Below are 21,764 nucleotides of genomic sequence, written 5' to 3'. Positions count from 1 at the left end.
TTAAGTTCCCAACATTTGCAAATTATGCAACGTTGCGTAAAGTCCTCCTTGTGCTAGTAATTGTTCATGACTTCCCTGTTCAATTAATTCTCCCCGCTTCAAAACAAAAATCCGATCTACATTGCGAATTGTTGATAAGCGGTGAGCAATAATAATTGCAGTGCGTTTGATTAAAAGCTGATTTAAAGCTTGTTGAATTAAACTTTCTGTGCCTACATCTAAACTAGCAGTAGCCTCATCCAATATTAAAATTTGTGGATTACGAATAGCAGCACGCGCAAATGCTAAAAGTTGCTTTTGTCCACTAGAAATATTTGTTCCCCTCTCTCGTAATTGGGTATCATAACCTTGGGGTAATTGATGGATAAAATCAGCTACATTAGTTTTTTCTGCTGCTTGTTCAATTTCTTCAAAAGTGTAGCTATCTCCTAAAGTAATATTGCTTTTGACATCACCAGCAAACAAAAATGCTTCTTGTAAAATAACTGCCATATAACGCCGCAATTCCGACTGTGGTATATCACGGATATCTATACCATCAATCAGAATGCGTCCTTGAGTCGGTTCATAAAGACGGCATAAAAGCCGGATAATAGAACTTTTCCCTGCACCTGTAGGACCGACCAAGGCGATTTTTTCACCTGGATGAATAGTAAAGTCTAAATTTTTAATTACATAATCATCATCTTTGTAAGCAAACCAAACATTCTCAAATCGGATTTCTCCTAGATCCGGTGGAGTAGTAAAATTCTGGTTTTCTAAATCCCTGATTATCTCATCTATATAACCGAATTGAGTATCTAAAATTGAAAACCGAGGATTGCTGTGATCTCTGATTTCTATGGGTTCATCTAAAATATCGTTGACCCTTTCAATGGCAGTGAAACCCGCTTGAATAACAGTGAATTTTTCAGCAAAATTCCGCAGAGGATCAAATAATTGCTGGGCATACAAAATAAATGCTGATAAAATTCCAAAGGTGATATTTTGTCCTAATAACAACCAACCACCTACCCACAACACCCCTGCGATTGCAATCAGACTAATCCATTCTAAGGTTGCAGAAACAGCAGAATCATACCAAATGGTGTCATCAAGTTCTTTAATATAAACGTTATTTGTAGCGCGAAATAATTCTGCATTAAATTTTTCTCTGCGGAACAACTGCACTACATTAATACCAACGATATTTTCTTGCAATTGGGAATTTAGTTTTGATAGTTCTTCTCGTGCTTTGTAATTAGCACGGCGATATTGCTGCTGAAAGTAAATAATTACCGAAGTAATGGGTAACAGAATTAATAGTAGTAAACAAGCCAGTTGCCATTGGATAGAAAACATTAAACCAATAATCATCAACATGGAAAACAAATCCGAGACAATGCCAATAGCACCAGTCGCAAAGACATCTCCTAAACTTTCAACATCATTGATAAGTCTGGTAATAAGTTTTCCCACGGGTGTGCGATCAAAAAAACGCACTGCTAAAGAAGTGACATGATGAAATAAATCTTCACGAATTGCAGCCGTGATTTTTTGTCCTAGTTTTTGTACTAGATAACCTTGAAAACCCGTAAGTGATAGTCTGACGACAATTGTAGCCAGAAATAATCCTTGCAGGATGCTTAACCCTTCCCATAGGGAGCGATTTTTGAGAAATTCGTAGGTGCTGGGTTCTTGACGAATCAGAGATATAGCCTGGCCAATTAATAATGGTTGGACGGAGTTAGCTACAGCAATGGGTACTAGTAAACACATTGATAGCGCCAGTAACCGCCTATTGCGACGGGCATAGGGTACTAGACGTAAAAATAACCGCCAATCATTATCATTGCGACGGTATCTGTTCTGGGATTTCTTCTGGCGTGGATAGACGACCATGTTAAATTTTAATTTTAGTTGAAATTTAAGTTTTATAAATACGAATATACTATTTCTCTCGCCAGAGTGGATAAAAAATCAATACAAGCTTTGCTCCTATTGTATAAATTCAGATATAGGAGTTTGCGTAGTTAGGAGGTATAACATCTAAAATTCAAACCTATACACAAAGCCATACGCAATTGTCACACCAAACATCTATTTTATGGTGCATCAGATATCAAATATCTGTTTATTTGCAGGATTTATGAAGTCTGACGCACCCTACTAATATGCCAGTTGCATAAGTCCTGTCTAAGTCAAGTAGCAATCACTGATTATTAGCGCATGGTAACGAATTCTTCAGCCGAGCTAGGATGAATACCGACGGTAGCATCAAAGTTAGCTTTAGTAGCACCCATTTTGATTGCGATCGCAATTCCTTGAATAATTTCCGCCGCATTTGTTCCCACCATGTGCGCCCCCAGCACCTTATCACTGTTCTGATCAACCACCAATTTCATCATGGTTTTTTCTTCTTTACCCGCTAAGGTATAGTACATGGGACGGAAGCGACTGCGATAAATTTTTACTGCATCACCATATTTTTCTCTGGCTTCAGTTTCAGTTAAACCAACGGTTGCTGCTTCTGGTGTGGTAAAGATGGCAGTAGGGACATTTTCATAACTCATGGTGCGAGATTTGCCACCAAATACAGTATCAGCAAAGGCGCGACCCTCATTAATCGCTACAGGGGTTAGATTAATAGTGTTGGTACAATCTCCAACAGCATAGATATTTTCTTCATCTGTGCGACTGTATTTATCAACAACAACTGCGCCATTATTCAGCTTAACTTTTGTATTTTCTAAACCCAGATTATGTGTATTTGGTTTGCGTCCCAGAGCAGCTAAACTCACAGCATCAACAACAACGGTATCCTCAGTTTCCCCATCTTTACGAACTGTTACTTTAATTCCTTCTGCCTCTTTTTCAATGGTAATTTGTTGGATGTTGTTGAAAATTTTAATTCCGTGGTTAATCATTCCTTGCTGAATTTCATTCCGCAAATCTTGATCAAAACCCCGTAAAATCATATCACCGCGTGTTATTTGAGTGACTTCTGTCCCCAGTCCATTCATGATACAAGCAAACTCTGAACCAATATAACCTCCCCCTAAAATAACTATGCGTTGGGGCTGTTGTTTCAAGTGGAAAATATCATCAGAGGTAATCGCGTTTTCAATTCCTGCAATTTTGGGTTTAGTAGGATAGCCACCAACGGCAATCAATATCTTATCTGCTGTTACTTGGCGCTCACCAACTAAAATTGTATGGGCATCAATAAATTTTCCATATCCTTGCAATACCTCAACTTTGGAATTATCAAGCATTTTTTGATAAATTCCATTGAGGCGAATAACTTCATTGTTGACTGTGGTGATCATCTTTTCCCAATCTAGAGAACTCTGGACAGCACCCCAGCCATATCCTTGAGCATCCGAAAATAGCTCAGGAAAATGAGAAGCGTAAACCATGAGTTTTTTAGGAACGCAGCCACGATTAACACAGGTTCCCCCTAGTCGGTCAAATTCAGCAACTCCTACCTTAGCTCCGTATTCTGCGGCACGTCTAGCAGTGGCAATACCACCAGAACCAGCACCAATTACAAATAAGTCAAAATCGTAGTTCATATTAATTTGGGATTTTAGATTTTGGATTGTATATTAAATATTCGCTTAAATATTAAATATTTATACTATCGGTTAAAAATGGGGAGATTGGGAAATAGGAGCAGGGGGAGAAAGATTAACGGTGTTTCCCAAAGTTCAAAAAATGCAATGTTTCTACCCCCTACTTCAATCACCAATTACACGCTTTTGAGGTACTTTAACATGGTGTCTGCATCTGAAACTTCAAAGGGATCAGTTGGACAGTTGTCATTGAAACCTGGCTCAACGAACATCTTTTCAATTTTGCCGTCATTTACTACCATCGAGTAGCGCCAAGAACGCATTCCAAAACCCAGGTTAGATTTCTCAACTAACATTCCCATTTTACGAGTAAATTCGCCATTGCCATCAGGTAGCAAAAAGACGTTCTCAGCGCCTTGTTGTTTACCCCATTGGTACATAACAAAAGCATCATTTACGGATATACAAATAACGCTATCTACTCCCAATGCTTGAAATTCTTTGTAGAGTTCTTCATAGCGGGGCAGATGTGAGGTGGAACAGGTGGGAGTAAAAGCTCCAGGTAATGAAAACACAACTACACGCTTACCAGCAAAAAGTTCTTCTGTGGTGCGATCTTGCCACCGGAAAGGGTTGGGTCCACCAATGGACTCGTCACGGACACGGGTTTTGAAGACGACGCTAGGAACGGTTGCGATCACAGCCATATTGACCTCTTAAATTTTGATGTGTGAAATTATGTTTGCTTTCTGCCGATGTATCTCAGAATAATTCTGATTTAAGAAATAATCAATAGTTATAAATACTCATTTATTTTTATAAGTTATATATTTTTTGAATTCGTGAATATGATAAACTATAATGAGGATAAAAAATTTCTAAACAAACCTACAATCATGCAGGAACAAGCAAACGCAATTATTCAAACCTTAAAATCTAAGGGTTTAAGGGTAACTCCTCAGCGGTTTGCGGTCTATGCAAATTTGTTATCACGCACAGATCACCCGACAGTTGAGCAAATCCTGACCGATTTAAATAAAGATTTTCCTGTTTCCTCCCAAGCGACGATCTATAGTTCTCTGCAAGCCCTTAGAGAGGTGGGACTGGTACGGGAGGTCTTACTGGAAGAGGGAGTATCTCGTTATGATGCAAATGTTCAACTCCATCATCATTTCTGCTGTCAGTGTTGTGGTGCGATTGAAGATATAGCTTGGGACACATTCAAGTGTATTGAGCTGAAAAATCTGCGTCCTGGTTTGCGTGGGGAAACCTATGAAGTGACAGTTCAGGGTTTGTGCGATGCCTGTAGCGATCGCAGCTATAGGACTCCTATTTAATTTTTGATAGCTTGCGTGGCGTAGCCATACAAACTCAGTATACCTTTATTCCTTCTTTTCTGTTCCCTGTTCCCTACCTCTGACAGTGAAGAGACTGATAACTGTTAATTAAATGACTGATAAGCAATTGTGATTTGTATCACTTATTTATCGCTGTTTTTATCACTAGAAAAATTGATAAACGTCACAACTATTTTATTAAGTCAATCACTCAAAAGGTAGAGATGTTGGGGGATATTAATATTATGAAGTTCAAGGAAAACCCCCATGCGCCACATCCAAATTCTTCCCGGTGCTGTTTCAGAAATCATCGCGACCTCTGCTGATAGTGGAGTTTTGACTTTAGCCGATCGCTACGGACTAATGGCAGCTATTTTAGACGAGTTTATAAATGATGAGGAAGAAGAAGCCCTCAATAGACTATTACGTCGTGTAATTAGAGGACGGATTCAGGTAGTAGATCAAATTTCCTGCGATCGCTAAATAGGGCTTGCTGAATATTATAATAATTTTTTATACTTTAACCCACATTCGGCAGATGTGACCCAGATGATTGATATTTTTGAAAAACCCCAGCCAGAATCTGAGTTCAATTTTAATGATCTACACTAGGAGGAGCTAAAACTGTATTAATCTGTGCTGGTGGATCATTTAATGATAATGTTAACTGTGGTGTGGGAATATGATGATCACTGCGAGTAGGTGTAACAGCAGTTCCTAAAGCGAAAAACTCAATTACATGAGAACTCCATGAATATTGATGTTCATGAATATTTGCCCCAATAATTCCTTCGGCTTGTAAATTTTCTGCTTCTACTTGCATTCTTTCCATTGCTAGTTCTCTTGCATCATACAAAGCTTGGGTAAAATTGATCATTTCCACATTTTTACCAATATTTTTAAACCATTGCCCCAATCCTTGATAGGCTACATGATATACACAATTACCCATGACTAAACCTAAAGGACGATAACCAGCACGCAATAATGTCCAAAAGTCTTGTCCTGATAAATCGCTGGTAAATGGTTTATTATGTACCGTGCGATAGGATATGGATTTATCAGTAGCTTTAACGGCTGTACCAATAGCGACAAATTCCGCCATATTTGGTTCCCAGGTCATGTGTTTAGCACTCAGACGCACTCCGACAACACCATCAGCACCGAGGGCTTCCGCTTCTTCCTGCATTCTACTCATGGCTAATTCCCGCGCATGATACATGGCTTGGGAAAGCACTGTCATTTCCATACTTTGGGTAATACCTGCCCATTGAAAACCGATATGATACATGGAACAGCCAACCACTAAACCCAAAGGTTCAAAACCGGCTTCTTTAACTAATAAAAATTCATTTACAGATAGGTCGCTAGTAAATAAATTACTTTGCTTGCCACCTTTTTGCATCATAGTTAAACGTTCGCGGGCGTGTTCTGGTAAGTCTGCTGCTATGGCGGGGTTATGATTAGGTTGTTGATTAGTCATAATAAGATAAAAGGGAACAGGGAACAGGGAACAGAAAGAAAGAATAAGGTTGAAATTTAATTTTTAGAAAGGGGTAAAAACATTAAGGTGTTAATGGGTTTCTGTACTTGTGATTCATCTTCCACAATGGCTGTACCAATAGCGACAAAGTTGGTTAAAATATCCCGAAATGGTCCACGATTTTGAAAGATGTTAATAATAGATGAGATAATGAGAGTTAATAGTACGCTGAAAAATAATAGGAAAAAAAGAATTGTTGAAGCTGTATTATCACCTGTAGCCATAGCGATAAACAAGGAAATAAATAACCCTAAGAAAAATAACCCGAAAAAACAACCTGTTTTACTCCAAGGTTGATAGGTAATTACTTCTTCACGTTTTTCAATGTGCATTCCGACAGCACCAATAGCACCTAATTGTTGAATTTCTTTTGCAAGTCGCATGATAGCTAATTCTCTGGCATCTTGAAAGCCTTGGGTTAATTGGATTAATTCTTGGTTACGGCGACTTTGACCAAATAGGCGATTCCATAGGGTAGGATTCATTAAGTTGCGAGTTGTGCGATCGCTATGCACATAATAAGAACAAGCACCAAATACTAAACCTTTCGGCCAATATCCTGCTTGTCGCAATTGCCAAAATTCCTGTCCACTCAAGTCACTGCTAAAAGGTTTATTTGTCGGTGGACGATTAGGCATTTTAATGGCTGTACCAATGGCGGTAAATTCTACCATTCCTCCTACTCCCCAACCTTTATGACGCTGTTGGAGACGTACTCCGATAATGCCATGAGCGCCTAACATTGCCGCTTCTTCTTGCATTCGACTCACAGCATTTTCTCGTGCGGCTATTTGTGCTTGGGTTAAACTTTCTACCTCGCCGGTTTTGTTGATATAACCTTGAAAGTTACCATAAAAACCAACTTGATAAAAACTCGTCCCCATGACTAAACCAATGGGTTGACAGCCAGCTTCACGGGCTAGTAAATATTCATTAGTGCTTAAATCACTAGTAAAAAACGATTTACCTGATTTTTTACTAATTTCTTGTTGTTCTTTGAGTCTTTTTCGGGCAATTTCAAATAATGCCATATTATCCCATGCTTTTTAGCCTAATGTAAATTTACTGAGGGCTTCCCGCATTTGAGTATTATTATTTGCCTTTTCTGCTAATGTTTGCGCTACTGCTTGACTCCATTCCGTCGTGGTAATTTCCGTAGTTTTAATTTTTACGCCTCCTACTATTTTAATCACCTTAGCAGTAATTTCTCCATAACGTTGACGACTAATTTCATAATGATAATCATCAAAGCAGAGAGTAATGGATTTAATTGCACCTAATCCAAACCATTGGCGTTGTATTTGCGTGTTTTTTGGTAAAGAAAGTTGTAACTTACGAGCCAGTAATAGTAAGATATCTCCTGACTCTTGACGCTCCAGGGATAAGGAAGCGGCTAAAACGTCTACTTCTAAACCTTGGTCAAAATTATCTGTCATTGATGGGGAAAGAGGATTTTTTATACAGGTGTGATTTGCGTCGCCTGACTTTTACTGGTAACACATCTATTATATGTTGTGTAGTTTTACCCTATAGATTAAAAATGGGTTAAAAATTGTAGCAGCAGCACAATCAGATTGGGTCTATTTCCTACGCTGAGAATTGCTAGATATACTCAAGGAGGTAGAATAAAATGGGTAATCTGTCCACTAAATTAAACTCAAAATCAGCAGAAGGCCAACGTTTGATATTAGGACAATTTCCTGAAAAACTATTAAAAGTTGGAAATACAGAGAAGTATTATCAAACTCTTACTGATTTTGATTTTATTTCTCTGAAAATTCAATATCCTAAATTTGGAGTAGAAGCCCTAATTAGGGATTATGCTTTAATTGAAAATCAAGAAATATTAGATAATTTAGAAGCAGACGAAAAACTAGAAACTGAAAAAATCAAAACTCTGAAATTAATTCAAAATTCCCTACAATTATCAGCCCATATTTTGAGTCAAGATCCAAATCAATTAGTTAGTCAATTATGGGGTAGATTACAGAGTTTTCAAAATTTAGATATTCAGAAAATACTAGCAGATGCAGCAGAAAGTAAAAGTGAAATTCCGCGATTTCGTCCCATTACAGCTAGCTTAATCACTCCTGATGGAAAACTACTGCGTACCCTCACAGGTCATGATAACGCAGTGAGAGCAGTAGCAATTACACCTGATGGGAAAAAAGCCGTTTCTGCTTCAGATGACTATACTTTGAAAATATGGGATTTGGACACAGGAAAGGAAATTTTTACCCTGACTGGTCATTACAGTTATGTAAATACAGTAGCTATTACCCCAGATGGGAAAACTGCTATTTCTGGTGCTGATGACAATACTTTAAAACTATGGAATTTAGAGACGGGTAAAGAAACGTTCACTCTCACTGGTCATTACAGTTGCGTTAATGCAGTAGCGATCGCACCAGATGGGAAAACTGCTGTTTCTGCTTCTGATGACCACACCTTGAAATTCTGGGACTTGGAAACTAGTTTAGAAATTTTTACTCTCACCGGTCATGAAAACTGGGTAAATGCAGTAGCGATCGCACCAGATGGGAAAACTGCTGTTTCTGGTTCTGATGACAACACCTTGAAATTCTGGGATTTAGAAACAAGTTTAGAAATTTTTACCCTGAGAGGTCATAACGGTTGGGTCAGAACAGTAGCAATTACACCAGATGGTAAAACAGCCGTTTCTGGTGCTGATGACAATACTTTGAAAATCTGGGATTTAGAAACAAGCCAAGAAATTTTTACTCTCACTGGTCATAACAATTGGGTTAGGTCAGTAGCAATTACACCAGATGGAAAAAAAGTTGTTTCTGGTGCTTATGATAAAACTTTGAAACTGTGGGATTTGGAAACAGGAAAGGAAATCTCTACCCTTGCTTCTAAACATTATACAAATAATAATGACTCAGGAAATAAATTAGACATTACCCCAGATGGGAAAAAAGCTGTAAAACTCTGGGATTTGGACACAGGAAAATCAATCTCTATCCTCACAGGATATAACGAATGGATAAATGCATTAGCGATTACACCTGATGGGAAAAAAGCCCTTGTTGGTTTAGATGATAAAACTTTGAAACTGTGGGATTTAGACACAGAACAAGAAATTTCTAGCCTAACAGGTCATAATGATTGGGTAAATACAGTTGCAATTACACCAGATGCTAAAAAAGCGGTTTCTGGTTCTGATGATAAAACTTTGAAATTGTGGAATTTACAAACAGGAACAGAAATTTTAACTCTTCCTTTGCAGGAGTATGCAAACACAGGTCATAACTCCTGGGTACAAGCAGTAGCTATTACACCAGATAGCAAAAAAGCTGTTTCTGGTGCATCTGATAATACTCTGAAATTGTGGGATTTAGAAACAGGAAAGGAAATTTATACTTTTAGAGGTCATCACGGTTCAATTTGGGCAGTTGCTATTACACCAGATGGTAAAAAAATCCTTTCTGGGTCAGAAGATAACTCCCTAAAATTATGGGATTTAGAAACAGGAAGAGAAATTTATACTTTTTGGGGTCATAGAGGTGCAATCTGGTCTTTAGCTATTACTCCAGACGGTAAAAAAGCCCTTTCTGGTTCTTGGGATAACAGCTTAAAATTATGGAATTTAGAGACAGGTCAGGAAATTTTTACTTTTTGGGGTCATAGTATGCGAGTGAAAACCGTAGCCATTACACCAGATGGCAAAAAAGCCCTTTCTGGTTCTGATGATAAAACTTTGAAATTGTGGGATTTAGAGACATTTCAGGAAATTTGTACATTCATTGGTCATGAAAACTGGGTGAGGTCAGTAGCGATTACACCTGATGGTCAAAAAGCGGTTTCTAGTTCTGATGACAAGACTTTAAAACTGTGGAATTTAGAAACAGGAAAGGAAATTTCTACTTTTACTGGTGATACATCAATCATAAGTTGTGCGGTTTCCCTAGATGGATTGTCAATTGCAGCAGGAGAACAATCAGGACGGGTTCATTTCCTGCGGTTAGAAACTCAGATTTACATTAACTAATCCAGACATAAATATAATACTTATGATGAGAGGACATAAAAATTCGGTAAATACATTAGTAATTGCACCAGATGGAAAGAAAGTTGTTTCTGGTTCATCTGACAAAACTCTGAAAGTTTGGAATTTGGAAACAGGAATAGAAATATTTACCTTGAGTGGTCATGAAGACTCTATAAATACAGTAGCAATTACCCCAGATGGGAAAAAAGCTATTTCTGGTTCTAGTGATAAAACTCTGAAAATATGGGATTTAGAAACGGGAACAGAAATCTCTACCTTACAAGGTAATAACTACTCAGTAGCAGAATTAGCCATTACCGCAGATGGAAAAAAAGTTGTTTGTGCTTTAAAAAATGAAACATTAAAAATATGGGATTTAGAACAAATAATAGAAATAAATGAGGTAAATGTTCTTTCAGATTGGGGATATGAATTAGTTATGACCCCAGATGGAACAAAAGCCATTTCTAAAGTTCGTGATCAAAATCTAAATCAAACTCTAAAAGTGTTAAATTTAGAGACAGGTCAAGTAATTTTTAATATCAATATTAACAACTATGTGCCATCGGCTTTAGCAATAACACCAGATGGAAAAAAGGCTATTGCTGCTTTTTTTGATGCTTCAGATATCATATCTTTTGTTACAGCTAAAAAACCCCCTGCTGCCGATAAACAAATGATCAAAGTGTGGGATTTGGAGACAGCGCGAGAAATTTTTATGCTGTCATCACAACGCTACGCATATACAGAAAACGGAGACTATGTAACTGCGATCGCCATGACTCCAGATGGAAAAAAGGCTGTTATTGCCCTAAATGACGCTACTATCAGGGTATGGGATCTACAAACGGATCAAGAAATATTAATTCTTATAGGTCATGATCGCTGGATCAATGCCATAACTATCTCTGTAGATGGAAAAAAAGTCATTTCTGCATCGTGCGATCGCACTTTGATAATGTGGGATTTAGACACAGCAGAAGAAATCATCTTCACTGGTCATCAAAACTCAGTCAAGACAGTAGCTATAACTCCAGACTGTAAAAAAGCTGTTTCTGGTTCTGATGATAAAACTCTAAAAGTATGGGATTTACAAACAGGTCAGGAAATATTTACGCTGACTGGTCATGGAGACTCGGTAACACAGGTGGCCATAACACCAGATGGGAAAAAAGCTGTTTCCGCTTCCGACGATAGGACTATGAAAATATGGGATTTGGAAACAGGGATGGAAATTAGTAATCTTCCTTCTCAACCATATACAAAAGCTGGTCACGACAAATCCGTAACAGAAGTAGCCATAACCCCCGATGGAAAAAAAGCCGTTTCTGTTTCTGAAGATGACAACGCTATTATAGTGTGGGATCTAGAAAAAAGTCAGGCAATTTTGATCCTTACCACTCATCTTAATTCTGTACACACAGTAGCCATAACCCCCGATGGAAAACAAGTTCTTTCTGGTTCTCGTGAAAACATAATATTATGGGATTTAGAGACAGGAACGGAAATATTTACTCTTGCAGATAATGAATATTATGTAAAGACATTAGCCATAACCCCTGATGGGAAAAAAGCTGTTTCTGGTTCTCGTGATGGCGTATCACTATGGAATTTAGAAACACAAATGCGAATTCCTAGCTCGATAGGTTCTGGCTATTGGATAAATACAGTGGCTATCACTCCTGATGGCAAAAAAGCAATTTATGATGCTTATAAAAATAACCTAGATGTGTGGGATTTTGAGAATGAAAAAAGAATCTTGACTCTGACTGGTCATCAAAAATCGGTAACATCAGTAGCCATCACACCAGATGGAAAAAAAGCCGTTTCTGGTTCTGAGGATACAACCCTAAAGGTGTGGGATTTGGAAACAGGAATGGAAATTTATAACCTTAGTTAAAATTAAAAAATATAAAAAATCATGGTAAATACAATAAATATTCCCAGATATCCCCCAGAGTTTCAGCAAATTATCACTGCTAAAAATTACAACTTTGTTGGTCGTGAGTTTGTCTTTGCTGCAATTAATAACTTTCTCCATCAATATGACCGGGGCTATTTTACTATCATCGGTGAACCGGGTATTGGTAAAAGTGCGATTATTGCCCATTATGTCAGTCAAAATCCGGGAATTGTTTATTATAATGTGGAAATTGCTGATCCCCCCCAACCCCCCTTACAAAGGGGGGAGTATGAAGAATTTTTAACTAAAATTTGCACTCAATTAATTGAAATTGCCCAAAATCAAGGTAGTAAAAATATAACTGCTCACTTGATTGATTATACCACAGAAAATAGTGGTTTTTTATCGTTGTTACTACAACAAATCAGTGATCAATTAAATCCAGAACAACGTTTAATTATTACTATTGATGGGTGTGATAGAATTGATATTAATAATCAACAACGTGGTTCAAATCTATTCTATTTACCCCGTTATCTACCGGAAAAAGTTTATTTTATCCTCACTCGTCGTCCTTTTCTGCCAGAAAAATCAGGTTTATTAATTGAAACTCCATCCCAATCTTTAGATTTATCTAATTACTCTGAACAAAATCGTGCTGATATTCAGGAATATATTAAAAGCTATTTAAGCTCTCAGGATATAAATTATAAATTACAACAAATTAACCAACATGAAAATAATTTTATGTATGTTAGCGAAATCTTGACAGCTATTAATAATAATATCTATCCTGAAAAATTACAAATTTATTATCAAAGTCATTTAGATAAAATGAATTTAACAACTAGTAATCAGTCAACGCTGGCTTTACAGGTGTTAAAGATTTTAGTAAAAGATTCATTAATTTCAGTAGAAACGATAGCGGAAAGATTAGATGAAGATGAATATGATATCAAGGTGATTTTAGATAAATGGCGGGAGTTTTTACGTTTAAAATCAAGAGAAAAAGAGATTAATTATAGTCTTTATCATCTGCATTTCTGTCATTGGTTAATGGATAAAATTGAATATGGTTAATAACTTGAGTTAAAATAGTTAAATGTCCCGATTTCAAATTGAATGAGGAAATAAAATAATGACACAGGTAAAGGTTGAAGTATCTCTATATGAGCAAGATTATCTACTCTGGATTGAAGATGTTGTAAACAAGTTACGGAATAGGGATATTGAGGATTTAGATTTTGATAATTTGATTGAGGAGATAGAAAGTTTGGGACGCTCAGATAAACGTGAACTGGAAAGTAGACTCAGGGAACTTTTAGAACATATTCTTAAGCGAAATTATGTAAATATGCCTGATTGTTATCGTGGGTGGGTGGAATCTATTATTAAACAAAGGATTGGAATTAGAAAGTTACTTAAAGATTCACCCAGTCTCAAACCTTATTTTAGCGAAGTTTTTGATGAAGTTTACGCAGATGCTCTCCAAATTGTTCGCAAGAGTTATCCACAATGCTATTTTCCTGATACATGGCCGTTTAGCCGTGATATTGAAGCAATGTTAAATGTGGACTTTTGGGAATAATTCAAATCATATATCTACGGGTAATTATTAGGAAATATTAACTGTCCCACTAGCATGAACTAATGGTAAGAGGGGACCTAGTTGTTCTTGTCCATTGACGGCTAAATTACTGTGACATAAATAAATTTTTTCACCAACACGCGCTAGTAAATCTGCTATGATACGGTGTATTCTTTGTGTTTCGGCTTCTTGTTCATCGGCTGCTGTCCAAGGTTCGCCTAATCTATCTTGCAAGAACAATGTCGCACCGTATAAAGTGGCTGCACCGCCTTTAGCCCACAGGGGTGAACCTGCATCTAGCCAAAAATGCCATTTGTGATTTCTGCGACTAGCACGGTATTGGAAAATGGTGGCTAAGGTAACGGCTTTTGTGGTGTTACCGATAAGACGTAAAGGGTAGGGGTTAGCGGTAATTGTACCACGGCGCAGGAGTTGAATAAATTCGGCGATCGCATTAGTAGTAGTAGTAGTAGTAGTAGTAGTAAGTTCTGGTGGTTGTAAGTCCGTTTGTTTTAACCTTGTGTCTACTTCCCAGTAATGTTGGGCGGTTTCTAACAGTTCTCGCAGTGCGGCTAGTTGTTGATATTGGGGATTGCTATTTTTACAGAGAAAATTTTGAATTGCTAAATATAACAGGGAAATGGGAGTGGGGATAAGATGCTGTTGTTGTGGCGATCGCACCAGGTACCGCTGTTTTTCAATCCACTGTAAAATATCTTGATAAGCTGTACTCGCCACGTAGCCAATTCTATCCCAGCGTTCAAAGGTTTTCACTTCCAGTAGGTGCGGGTTGTCTGGATGAGGTACAAAACAGTAATCTGCTATTAACCCAGCCCGGACAGGATCAATTTTCGGTTGTGGGAATTCTTTTTTCTCCCCGTCGTCTCCAGTCCCTAACTCTCCATCATCGCTATTATTCCAACTCAACACCACCAACATTTCTGCAACTTCATCTCGGTCTACAAGCCTTCCCAAGCCAGGGTAAACTAAAGCTAGTAAGGTGAGTAAAGCTCTGACAGCGGGTGAACTAATTAAAGGGCGTTGGTCATTGAGAGACTCGACGGGAATATTTTGTTTAGTTAATATCTCCATCAAAGTATAACGTGCGATCGCATCTAACCCCGGTGCAATAATCGCCACTTCTTCCGGTTCTACCATACCTAATTTGATCGCTTGAATCATCTCCTCTGCTGTTCTTCGCAACAGTTGAGCGCGTGAAGAAGTTTGAATCAACTCCACAGACTTTGGTAAGCTCAACATCGTCATTGGTTGGGTGATTAATTCCAGCATCTGTGTAGTCAGTTGATAACCCAGACTATTTTGTCTCGGACTGACCAAATTTTCTACCTGACAACGCCTTGCTAACCCTTCTAAATATTTAGGATCTGCACCTAAACCCCAGCGTACCGCCCCTTGTGGATTATAACTAAACGCCCCAACCGCACCATTATCTAACAGAAACTCAAACAAATTACGGGCTATGGCTGGATATTCATCCACATCATCTGCTATAACTCTTTGATACCGTTGCACCAATCTTTCCTGATAATCACCATTAGTTAATAAATGCTGATTGTACAGTTCTGTTATCAGTCCATAACTCAAAAATCCCCTTTCTAAACACCAATTACGCCAATCTAACAGCAAAGAACCTAAAAATTCTGGCTCTAAATTCCTGCCATTTTCCTCTAAACCTGTTTGCAAAATCTTAGCAATATCTTCACAAATCAAACCACCATAAGCTGCTAGTTGCCATAAGTCTAATATCCGCCTAACTAAGCGGTACTCATTCACTCCCGCACGTTGTAAAGTTTCTGCATCTAATTGAGAACGCCATAATTTGGTTGCTAATTCTTGCTCAGTTTCTGGGCGTAATCTGACCGGAAATTGTGCTTTAATTCGTAAAGATTCAATTAATAACGGCCAAAATAAAATCACCTCATCCTGAATAAACCCCAAAGTTGTTTTAGCACGAATTGGTGATTTTCCTGAAGTCAAAGCCACAATATTATCACTTAAGATACGGCGATTATCATCATTAGCAGCTAAAACCAAAACTCCTGGTTCTGTTTGTCGGAGATTGGCGGTTTTAATTGAGTTTTTAGCTTCTTTATTATTTTTCTTTTTCGTATAAAATATTTCTGTATGTTGATTAGCAATTTGCACCCAATGACAAAACTGTTCGGCCAAACGAGTCGTCTTACCACTGCGGCTACTACCGACAATCCAAATAGAATCCAAAACCACAAAAAAACTCCTTATATAGTTGTTAGTATAACTTTTGCGTTAGCTTAAGTTCAATAATTACCAAACCATATAAAATGATCATCGATGATGAAAAACTCTGTGCTTAGTCAAAAAATCTACTCTTTTTTATTAGCTGCTTACAGATGGTACTTGCTAACACCAGAACGATCTTTAGATGAAGCTTATCAATCAGCTTTGAAGATTAAAGAAATCGAAGATAAGCATTTTAATGGTAAAAAAATATGCCCAGACTCTGCTATGTACAGTAGTAGCGTCATGGATTATTTTTACACAGAGTTAAAGAAATTATTAAAAAATACTCGGATGCGGCTGACGGAATTTAAAGCCAGTCGTTGGTTTTCCAATGAATCTAAACAACAAGCAGCCGCTAAAACAGGCATAGAATATCCAACTCCAGTTTTAGTTTTGGAAAAGCTAGAATTTATTGATCAAGTTATTGCCAAATACACAAATGATGATTTAGAAAAAACTTCTACAAATTTAGTGCCTTCACCTAATATTGTAACAAAGAATGAGATAATTACCCAAACAACCACACCAAAATTACCAGTTCAAAACAACGATAAAACACCGAAACGAAAAACTGATACTACAGGAGTTTTACCTCGTTCAATTTTAACTACCATCACTCGTCTACAGTCGGAATTAGATCCAAATTCTGAACAAGACGTAGTGAAAACTTTTCGACAAACACAAAAAAGAACAATTATCTCTATCCGCTTTATTTTATTACTTATCATCATACCACTGCTCACCCATCAAATAGCCAAAGCTGTATTCGTCGGTCCTTTGGTTGAGCATTTTAGAAGTTCAGAAGCAGTGGAAGTTTTTCTCAATGCAGAAATGGAAGAAGAAGCACTGGTACAATTACAAAGATTTGAAGAAAGAATCAAATTTGAAAACTTAATTACTAATGCCCCAATCCTATCACCTGAAGTTCTAGAACGCCAGATGAAAGAGAAAGCACAAGAAATAGCAGAAGAGTTTAGGAGTGAAAGTTCTAATGCGATTAAAAATGTATTTGCAGATATTTTTTCCGTAGTTGCTTTTATCTGGCTGCTACTTATCAGTAAATCTTCTATTTCTGTTCTCAAAGATTTCTTCGATCATATAGTATATGGATTGAGTGATAGCGCCAAAGCATTTATCATTATATTGTTTACCGATGTATTTGTCGGCTTTCACTCTCCTCACGGTTGGGAAGTAATTCTAGAAGGCATATCACGACACTGGGGATTACCTGCTAATAGGGATTTTATCTTTTTATTCATTGCCACATTTCCCGTGATTTTAGATACTATTTTTAAATATTGGATTTTCCGTTACTTAAATCGCATTTCACCTTCTGCTGTTGCTACCTACCATAATATGAATGAATAAATTTGTGATTGGGAGCAGATAAATTAGTAAAAATTCAGGAGTCAGGAGTCAGGAGTCAGAATGCTTATGAAATGAAGAATAGTCCAGAAGTTAAATTTTTATCAAAATCATCAAACTTGACTAAAAAAGCCTTTATTATCCTGATTTTGAGTATTCTCTATCCTGAATACTTACATAAATTAGAAAAATTCTGACTCCTTCTTGCTTTTTCTCCCCCCTAATTTCTGTCTTAATTTCATGAACAAGATATTTAACACAACTCTCAGTTTACCTGTTTTTTTCACAATTTTTTTCTTGGAAATGCCAGCGATCAAAAACAAAGACATCGTCGCTCCAGAATGTCAAATCACAAAATGGGATTTACCAGTTGCTTTGAAAACTGAAAATACCAAAAATTCACCTGTACTTGTTCAAAGACTTCCCGTTACTTGTTGTGAAAATGATCCGTCTTGTTTAGATGGAAGAATTTATGGTAATGAACAGGATAATATAACAGATAAAAAAGCCTTATTAAAATCTATTGATCAAAGTTTAAAATATTTGAAAACAGGTCGCGCTGAGACTGCTTATCAAAAATATAAAATTCCAGGAATTACAAGAAATCGTGTTTATCAAAGCTTGCAAAGATTCAGACAATTAGTATTATCAACTAATTCGGCTCAAGAATTACAAGCAGCTATCGAAAAAGAGTTTATATATTATCAATCAATTGGGAAAGATAGTCAAGGTACAGTTTTGTTTACTGCATATTATGAACCATTGTATTTAGCTAGTCGGAAACCGACAAAAGAATTTAAATATCCTGTTTATCGTATACCAGCAAATTTAGGATCTTGGACTAGACCTCATCCCACACGGTTAGAGTTAGAAGGTGCGGATGGTTTACAAGGTTCTAAAGGTAAATTAAAGGGTTTAGAGTTATTCTGGTTTAGAGACAGATTTGAACCTTATATTATTCAAATTCAAGGTTCTGCTAAGTTAAAACTAACAGATGGAACGCAAACAAGTATAGGTTATGCTGGGAATACAGCTTATAATTATAAAAGTTTGGGACGGACATTAATAGATGCAGGAAAACTACCAGAAAATGGCGTAACAATGCCGACAATTTTTGAATATTTTCAAAAAAATCCACAAGATTTGAATGTTTATCTTCCCCGCAATAATAGTTTTGTCTTTTTTAGAGAAACTAATGGTAGACCAGCACAAGGTTCTATCAGTGTACCACTCACGCCAGAACGTTCCATCGCTACCGATAAATCTTTAATGCCTCCCGGTGCTTTAGCTTTAATTCGCGCACCTTTCCCGTTTGTGAATAAAAACGGTGAATTGGAACATCGCACAGTTAGCCGCTATGTATTAGACCAAGATACAGGAGGCGCTATTAAAGGCGCTGGTAGGGTAGATTACTATTTAGGTACTGGTAAAATCGCAGGCGATCGCGCTGGTGTTACAGTTAGTGATGGACAGTTATTTTATTTATTGTTAAAAACTGAAAAATAGGGAATAGGTGACAGAAAGAAGGCAAAAGGCAAGAGCTTTTGAATTTTAAATTTTGTATTTATTTCTCCCCTGCTCCCCTGCTCCCCTGCTCCCCTACTCCCCTGCTCCCCTGCCCCCCTGCTCCCCTGCTCCCCTGCTCCCTTGCTCCCTGCTCCCTGCTCCCCTGCCTCCTCATTATTCCATCAACATCAACCGCACAGGATCTAAATGTACATACCAAGGAAAAGGTAGCTCTTTAATTGTCACCCATTTTTCCTTATAAACCTCCGCTTGCAAGTGATAATCATGAACATTTTCAGCCGGAGAATGCAGTTTTAAAAATAAAGTCATCCGGTGAGGTGTTTCACTGGTTCTAACTAACCAACAGAGAAAAGTATTTTCCTGATTTGGGTCATTGGTGAAAACAAGTTGATGGGCGCGAATTCCAATATGAGATAATTTATTAGGAATTGATTCCACAACTTCAAGAGTACAATTCCAATCAATAGCTTCTACCTGTTGGGATGACATCCAAACAGCGCGAGAAAAGTTTTTACATCCTGTTATTTTAGCCACATTCATAGTAGCAGGATGCTGGAAAATCTCATATTTAGAACCATGATGAGCTTCTTTACCATGTTCTAATACTAATAAATTAGGACAAAGCCGATAAGCTTCTTCCATGTTGTGAGTAACAAATAAAGTCACACCGGAATAATCAGCTAAAGTCTCTGTCATTTGTTGTTCTAACTGACTTCGTAAGTGTGTATCAAGGGCTGAAAATGGCTCATCTAAAAGTAGTGCTTCTGGTTGACTGGACAAAGCCCTAGCTAAGGCTACCCGCTGTTGTTGTCCTCCAGAAAGTTGGTGAGGATAGCGATCACCTAAACCCTGTAATTCCATTGCTATTAATTGCTTTTCTACCTCTAATTTGATATTCCCATTCGATAATCCTTTGGGTAAGCCAAAAGCGATATTTTGTGCTACTGTGAGATGGGGAAATAAGGCATAATTTTGAAATAAGAAACCGATTTGGCGATTACGGCTAGGAAGATTAATTCCTTTTTCCGAATCAAACAAAACTCTACCATTTAGTATTATTTTTCCTTGTGTTGGTGTTTCTATCCCCGCAATGCAACGGAGAATCATACTTTTTCCTGCACCAGAACCACCCAACAATCCTAATGGTTGATTATCTGTATTAAATGCAATTTGAAGATGAAAACTTGCCAATTTTTTTTCAATATCTATAAATAAGCCAGATGCAGATGATTGATAAAGTAAAGAACAAGATTGATTTTCTGGTTTTATTTGTTTATCTTTTTCTTTATTTATGCTTCTATAATTATGTTTTCGTTCTTGCCATATATTAGTTAAAATAATCCCTGATAGAGAAATTGCCACAATTGCGATCGCCCAAAACCAAGCTTCTTTCATATCCCCAGCTTCCACAGCAAAATATATTGCCATCGGTATATTCTGCGTTTGTCCAGGAATGTTACCAGCTAACATCAAAGTTGCGCCAAATTCACCCAAAGCACGGGCAAAAGCTAATGTTGCACCTGCTAAAATGCCAGGAAAAGCTAAAGGTAAACTAACCCGCCAAAATATCGTTAATTCCTTAGCACCTAAAGTTCTCGCCACGCGCAACAAATTAGCATCAATTTGTTCAAAAGCGCCTAATGCAGTTTTATACATTAACGGGAATGAAACCACAGTTGCAGCTATAGCCGCACCATACCAAGTAAAAACTATTGTGATGTTAAATGGTTCCATCAATTTACCAACCGGACCATTTTTACCAAAAAATAGCAACAACAAAAAACCAACAACTGTAGGTGGCAAAATCAACGGTGCAACAAAAATACCCTCAATAATAGATTTGCCTTTACCTCTATATCCCAACATCCAGTAAGCAGCACCAATACCCAAAAAGAAGGTGATGAAAGTCGCTAAAAATGAAGTTTTCAGCGATATCCAAAGGGGTGATAAGTCCTGTGGCATAGTTTCTATATTTCCAACTTGGTTGGTATTATAACAGGTGACAGGGAGATGGGGAGGATGAGGGAGCAGGGGAGCAGGGGAGCAGGGGAGCAGGGGAGGATGGGGGAGATATTTTCTTCTGATCCTCCTGACTCCTGACTCCTGACTCCTGACTTCTGACTTCTGTCTCCTGCTTTTCACCCTTCTGGTGCTTCCGGTTGCAGTATGGCATGGCAATATTGAATTAGAGTAGTAAGGCGATCGCTAATGGTTTTAAGTCTTGCTTCTGCCGTTACAGACTGCCTGGCACCTTGAAAAAACATCACATCTATTTCTAACAATCGCAACTGCTTACTCATCTCCGTCTGATAAGACTGTTCTCGCCAGTCCAAATCATATATAGGGACAATTTGCTGGACAAACCATTGCTGCAACTCGCGCAGACGTTGCCGTAAAAAAGGGGCATTTACTTGGTTTTGGGTGACATCAGAGCGGAATTGCTCCAGTAATGTGGCAAATTCTTGATATTTTTCAAGATGCACAGACATAACTCCTGACTCCTGACTCTTGACTCCTGTTAGTATTGCAAAACGTCATTGCTTTCCTAGACATTAGACATATTACGTCACATCAGCTAAAATGGTTTAATGAGTTCTGTTGTCAAACAACCACTGGTCGCACTTATTTAGTCCCAAGTTCAACGTTGATGCAGCA

At 37.7% G+C, this 21,764-nt stretch carries 17 protein-coding genes; 8 read left to right on the top strand and 9 right to left on the bottom strand.

Annotated elements, in window-relative coordinates:
• The 3 genes from ACLLO5_RS03405 to ACLLO5_RS03395 all read right to left on the bottom strand — a co-directional run bounded on the left by ACLLO5_RS03405 (position 1) and on the right by ACLLO5_RS03395 (position 4,261).
• A complete protein-coding gene (locus ACLLO5_RS03405; RefSeq protein ID WP_413174076.1) occupies positions 1 to 1,881 on the bottom strand; it encodes an ABC transporter ATP-binding protein in 1,881 nt (626 codons plus the stop codon).
• Positions 1,882 to 2,201: 320 nt separating this feature from the next.
• Positions 2,202 to 3,554 carry a glutathione-disulfide reductase gene (gene gor / locus ACLLO5_RS03400; protein WP_413174075.1) on the bottom strand — a complete coding sequence of 451 codons (1,353 nt, stop codon included), beginning with the start codon at positions 3,552 to 3,554 and terminating at the stop codon, positions 2,202 to 2,204.
• A gap of 176 nt (positions 3,555 to 3,730) precedes the next feature.
• A complete protein-coding gene (locus tag ACLLO5_RS03395; RefSeq protein ID WP_413174074.1) occupies positions 3,731 to 4,261 on the bottom strand; it encodes a peroxiredoxin in 531 nt (176 codons plus the stop codon).
• 189 nt (positions 4,262 to 4,450) lie between these two features.
• Here ACLLO5_RS03395 and ACLLO5_RS03390 point away from each other — a divergent pair, with 189 nt between their 5' ends.
• Together ACLLO5_RS03390 and ACLLO5_RS03385 are read left to right on the top strand one after the other, a co-directional pair.
• Positions 4,451 to 4,891, top strand: a complete 441-nt coding sequence (locus ACLLO5_RS03390) for a Fur family transcriptional regulator (RefSeq protein WP_413176005.1) — start codon at positions 4,451 to 4,453, stop codon at positions 4,889 to 4,891.
• A 267-nt stretch (positions 4,892 to 5,158) separates the two neighbouring features.
• Positions 5,159 to 5,374, top strand: a complete 216-nt coding sequence (locus ACLLO5_RS03385; RefSeq protein WP_413174073.1) for a hypothetical protein — start codon at positions 5,159 to 5,161, stop codon at positions 5,372 to 5,374.
• A gap of 112 nt (positions 5,375 to 5,486) precedes the next feature.
• Here ACLLO5_RS03385 and ACLLO5_RS03380 read toward each other — a convergent pair whose 3' ends face one another.
• Genes ACLLO5_RS03380 through ACLLO5_RS03370 form a run of 3 tightly spaced genes read right to left on the bottom strand, consistent with a single transcriptional unit; the run spans position 5,487 to position 7,870 of the window.
• Positions 5,487 to 6,374, bottom strand: coding sequence for a heavy metal-binding domain-containing protein (locus tag ACLLO5_RS03380; protein WP_413174072.1), 888 nt, complete (start codon positions 6,372 to 6,374; stop codon positions 5,487 to 5,489).
• A 56-nt stretch (positions 6,375 to 6,430) separates the two neighbouring features.
• On the bottom strand, positions 6,431 to 7,465 hold the full coding sequence (locus tag ACLLO5_RS03375) for a heavy metal-binding domain-containing protein (protein WP_413174071.1): 1,035 nt from the start codon (positions 7,463 to 7,465) through the stop codon (positions 6,431 to 6,433).
• A gap of 15 nt (positions 7,466 to 7,480) precedes the next feature.
• On the bottom strand, positions 7,481 to 7,870 hold the full coding sequence (locus tag ACLLO5_RS03370; RefSeq protein ID WP_413174070.1) for a hypothetical protein: 390 nt from the start codon (positions 7,868 to 7,870) through the stop codon (positions 7,481 to 7,483).
• Positions 7,871 to 8,064: 194 nt separating this feature from the next.
• Between ACLLO5_RS03370 and ACLLO5_RS03365 the strand changes: the two genes are divergently transcribed.
• The 4 genes from ACLLO5_RS03365 to ACLLO5_RS03350 are packed head-to-tail and all read left to right on the top strand — an operon-like array spanning position 8,065 to position 13,937.
• The gene (locus tag ACLLO5_RS03365) at positions 8,065 to 10,446 is read left to right on the top strand and encodes a hypothetical protein (RefSeq protein WP_413174069.1); all 2,382 of its coding nucleotides are present in this window, start codon (positions 8,065 to 8,067) and stop codon (positions 10,444 to 10,446) included.
• Between the two features lie 22 nt (positions 10,447 to 10,468).
• Positions 10,469 to 12,346: a WD40 repeat domain-containing protein gene (locus ACLLO5_RS03360; protein WP_413174068.1), complete on the top strand. Its 1,878-nt coding sequence runs from the start codon at positions 10,469 to 10,471 to the stop codon at positions 12,344 to 12,346.
• A gap of 21 nt (positions 12,347 to 12,367) precedes the next feature.
• Entirely contained in the window at positions 12,368 to 13,429 is a 1,062-nt protein-coding gene (locus tag ACLLO5_RS03355; RefSeq protein ID WP_413174067.1) for an ATP-binding protein, read from the top strand.
• 58 nt (positions 13,430 to 13,487) lie between these two features.
• Positions 13,488 to 13,937, top strand: coding sequence for a DUF29 domain-containing protein (locus ACLLO5_RS03350; RefSeq protein ID WP_413174066.1), 450 nt, complete (start codon positions 13,488 to 13,490; stop codon positions 13,935 to 13,937).
• Between the two features lie 27 nt (positions 13,938 to 13,964).
• On the opposite strand, the gene ACLLO5_RS03345 is transcribed toward ACLLO5_RS03350, so the two are convergent.
• Positions 13,965 to 16,184 (bottom strand): recombinase family protein, encoded by a 2,220-nt coding sequence (locus ACLLO5_RS03345; protein ID WP_413174065.1) that lies wholly within the window; start codon positions 16,182 to 16,184, stop codon positions 13,965 to 13,967.
• Positions 16,185 to 16,271: 87 nt separating this feature from the next.
• Between ACLLO5_RS03345 and ACLLO5_RS03340 the strand changes: the two genes are divergently transcribed.
• On the top strand, positions 16,272 to 17,585 hold the full coding sequence (locus ACLLO5_RS03340; RefSeq protein WP_413176004.1) for a proton extrusion protein PcxA: 1,314 nt from the start codon (positions 16,272 to 16,274) through the stop codon (positions 17,583 to 17,585).
• Between the two features lie 237 nt (positions 17,586 to 17,822).
• The gene (locus ACLLO5_RS03335) at positions 17,823 to 19,088 is read left to right on the top strand and encodes a murein transglycosylase A (RefSeq protein WP_413174064.1); all 1,266 of its coding nucleotides are present in this window, start codon (positions 17,823 to 17,825) and stop codon (positions 19,086 to 19,088) included.
• A gap of 174 nt (positions 19,089 to 19,262) precedes the next feature.
• On the opposite strand, the gene modB is transcribed toward ACLLO5_RS03335, so the two are convergent.
• Both modB and patD read right to left on the bottom strand, forming a co-directional pair.
• The gene (gene modB, locus ACLLO5_RS03330; RefSeq protein WP_413174063.1) at positions 19,263 to 21,071 is read right to left on the bottom strand and encodes a molybdate ABC transporter permease subunit; all 1,809 of its coding nucleotides are present in this window, start codon (positions 21,069 to 21,071) and stop codon (positions 19,263 to 19,265) included.
• A gap of 176 nt (positions 21,072 to 21,247) precedes the next feature.
• Positions 21,248 to 21,598, bottom strand: coding sequence for a heterocyst frequency control protein PatD (patD, locus tag ACLLO5_RS03325; RefSeq protein WP_413174062.1), 351 nt, complete (start codon positions 21,596 to 21,598; stop codon positions 21,248 to 21,250).
• Between the last annotated feature and the right edge of the window lie 166 nt (positions 21,599 to 21,764).

Origin of the sequence: Anabaena azotica SJ-1 (genome assembly GCF_047275885.1) — a bacterium.
GTDB lineage: Bacteria > Cyanobacteriota > Cyanobacteriia > Cyanobacteriales > Nostocaceae > Trichormus_B > Trichormus_B azotica_A.
This window is presented reverse-complemented; position numbering and strand designations above follow the sequence as displayed.

What these genes read in the sequence shown, in the direction of transcription:
- ACLLO5_RS03405 (WP_413174076.1), bottom strand. Translation starts at nt 1,881, where the DNA reads ATGGTCGTCTATCCACGCCAGAAGAAATCCCAGAACAGATACCGTCGC.
- gor (WP_413174075.1), bottom strand. Translation starts at nt 3,554, where the DNA reads ATGAACTACGATTTTGACTTATTTGTAATTGGTGCTGGTTCTGGTGGT.
- ACLLO5_RS03395 (WP_413174074.1), bottom strand. Translation starts at nt 4,261, where the DNA reads ATGGCTGTGATCGCAACCGTTCCTAGCGTCGTCTTCAAAACCCGTGTC.
- ACLLO5_RS03390 (WP_413176005.1), top strand. Translation starts at nt 4,451, where the DNA reads ATGCAGGAACAAGCAAACGCAATTATTCAAACCTTAAAATCTAAGGGT.
- ACLLO5_RS03385 (WP_413174073.1), top strand. Translation starts at nt 5,159, where the DNA reads ATGCGCCACATCCAAATTCTTCCCGGTGCTGTTTCAGAAATCATCGCG.
- ACLLO5_RS03380 (WP_413174072.1), bottom strand. Translation starts at nt 6,374, where the DNA reads ATGACTAATCAACAACCTAATCATAACCCCGCCATAGCAGCAGACTTA.
- ACLLO5_RS03375 (WP_413174071.1), bottom strand. Translation starts at nt 7,465, where the DNA reads ATGGCATTATTTGAAATTGCCCGAAAAAGACTCAAAGAACAACAAGAA.
- ACLLO5_RS03370 (WP_413174070.1), bottom strand. Translation starts at nt 7,870, where the DNA reads ATGACAGATAATTTTGACCAAGGTTTAGAAGTAGACGTTTTAGCCGCT.
- ACLLO5_RS03365 (WP_413174069.1), top strand. Translation starts at nt 8,065, where the DNA reads ATGGGTAATCTGTCCACTAAATTAAACTCAAAATCAGCAGAAGGCCAA.
- ACLLO5_RS03360 (WP_413174068.1), top strand. Translation starts at nt 10,469, where the DNA reads ATGATGAGAGGACATAAAAATTCGGTAAATACATTAGTAATTGCACCA.
- ACLLO5_RS03355 (WP_413174067.1), top strand. Translation starts at nt 12,368, where the DNA reads ATGGTAAATACAATAAATATTCCCAGATATCCCCCAGAGTTTCAGCAA.
- ACLLO5_RS03350 (WP_413174066.1), top strand. Translation starts at nt 13,488, where the DNA reads ATGACACAGGTAAAGGTTGAAGTATCTCTATATGAGCAAGATTATCTA.
- ACLLO5_RS03340 (WP_413176004.1), top strand. Translation starts at nt 16,272, where the DNA reads ATGAAAAACTCTGTGCTTAGTCAAAAAATCTACTCTTTTTTATTAGCT.
- ACLLO5_RS03335 (WP_413174064.1), top strand. Translation starts at nt 17,823, where the DNA reads ATGAACAAGATATTTAACACAACTCTCAGTTTACCTGTTTTTTTCACA.
- modB (WP_413174063.1), bottom strand. Translation starts at nt 21,071, where the DNA reads ATGCCACAGGACTTATCACCCCTTTGGATATCGCTGAAAACTTCATTT.
- patD (WP_413174062.1), bottom strand. Translation starts at nt 21,598, where the DNA reads ATGTCTGTGCATCTTGAAAAATATCAAGAATTTGCCACATTACTGGAG.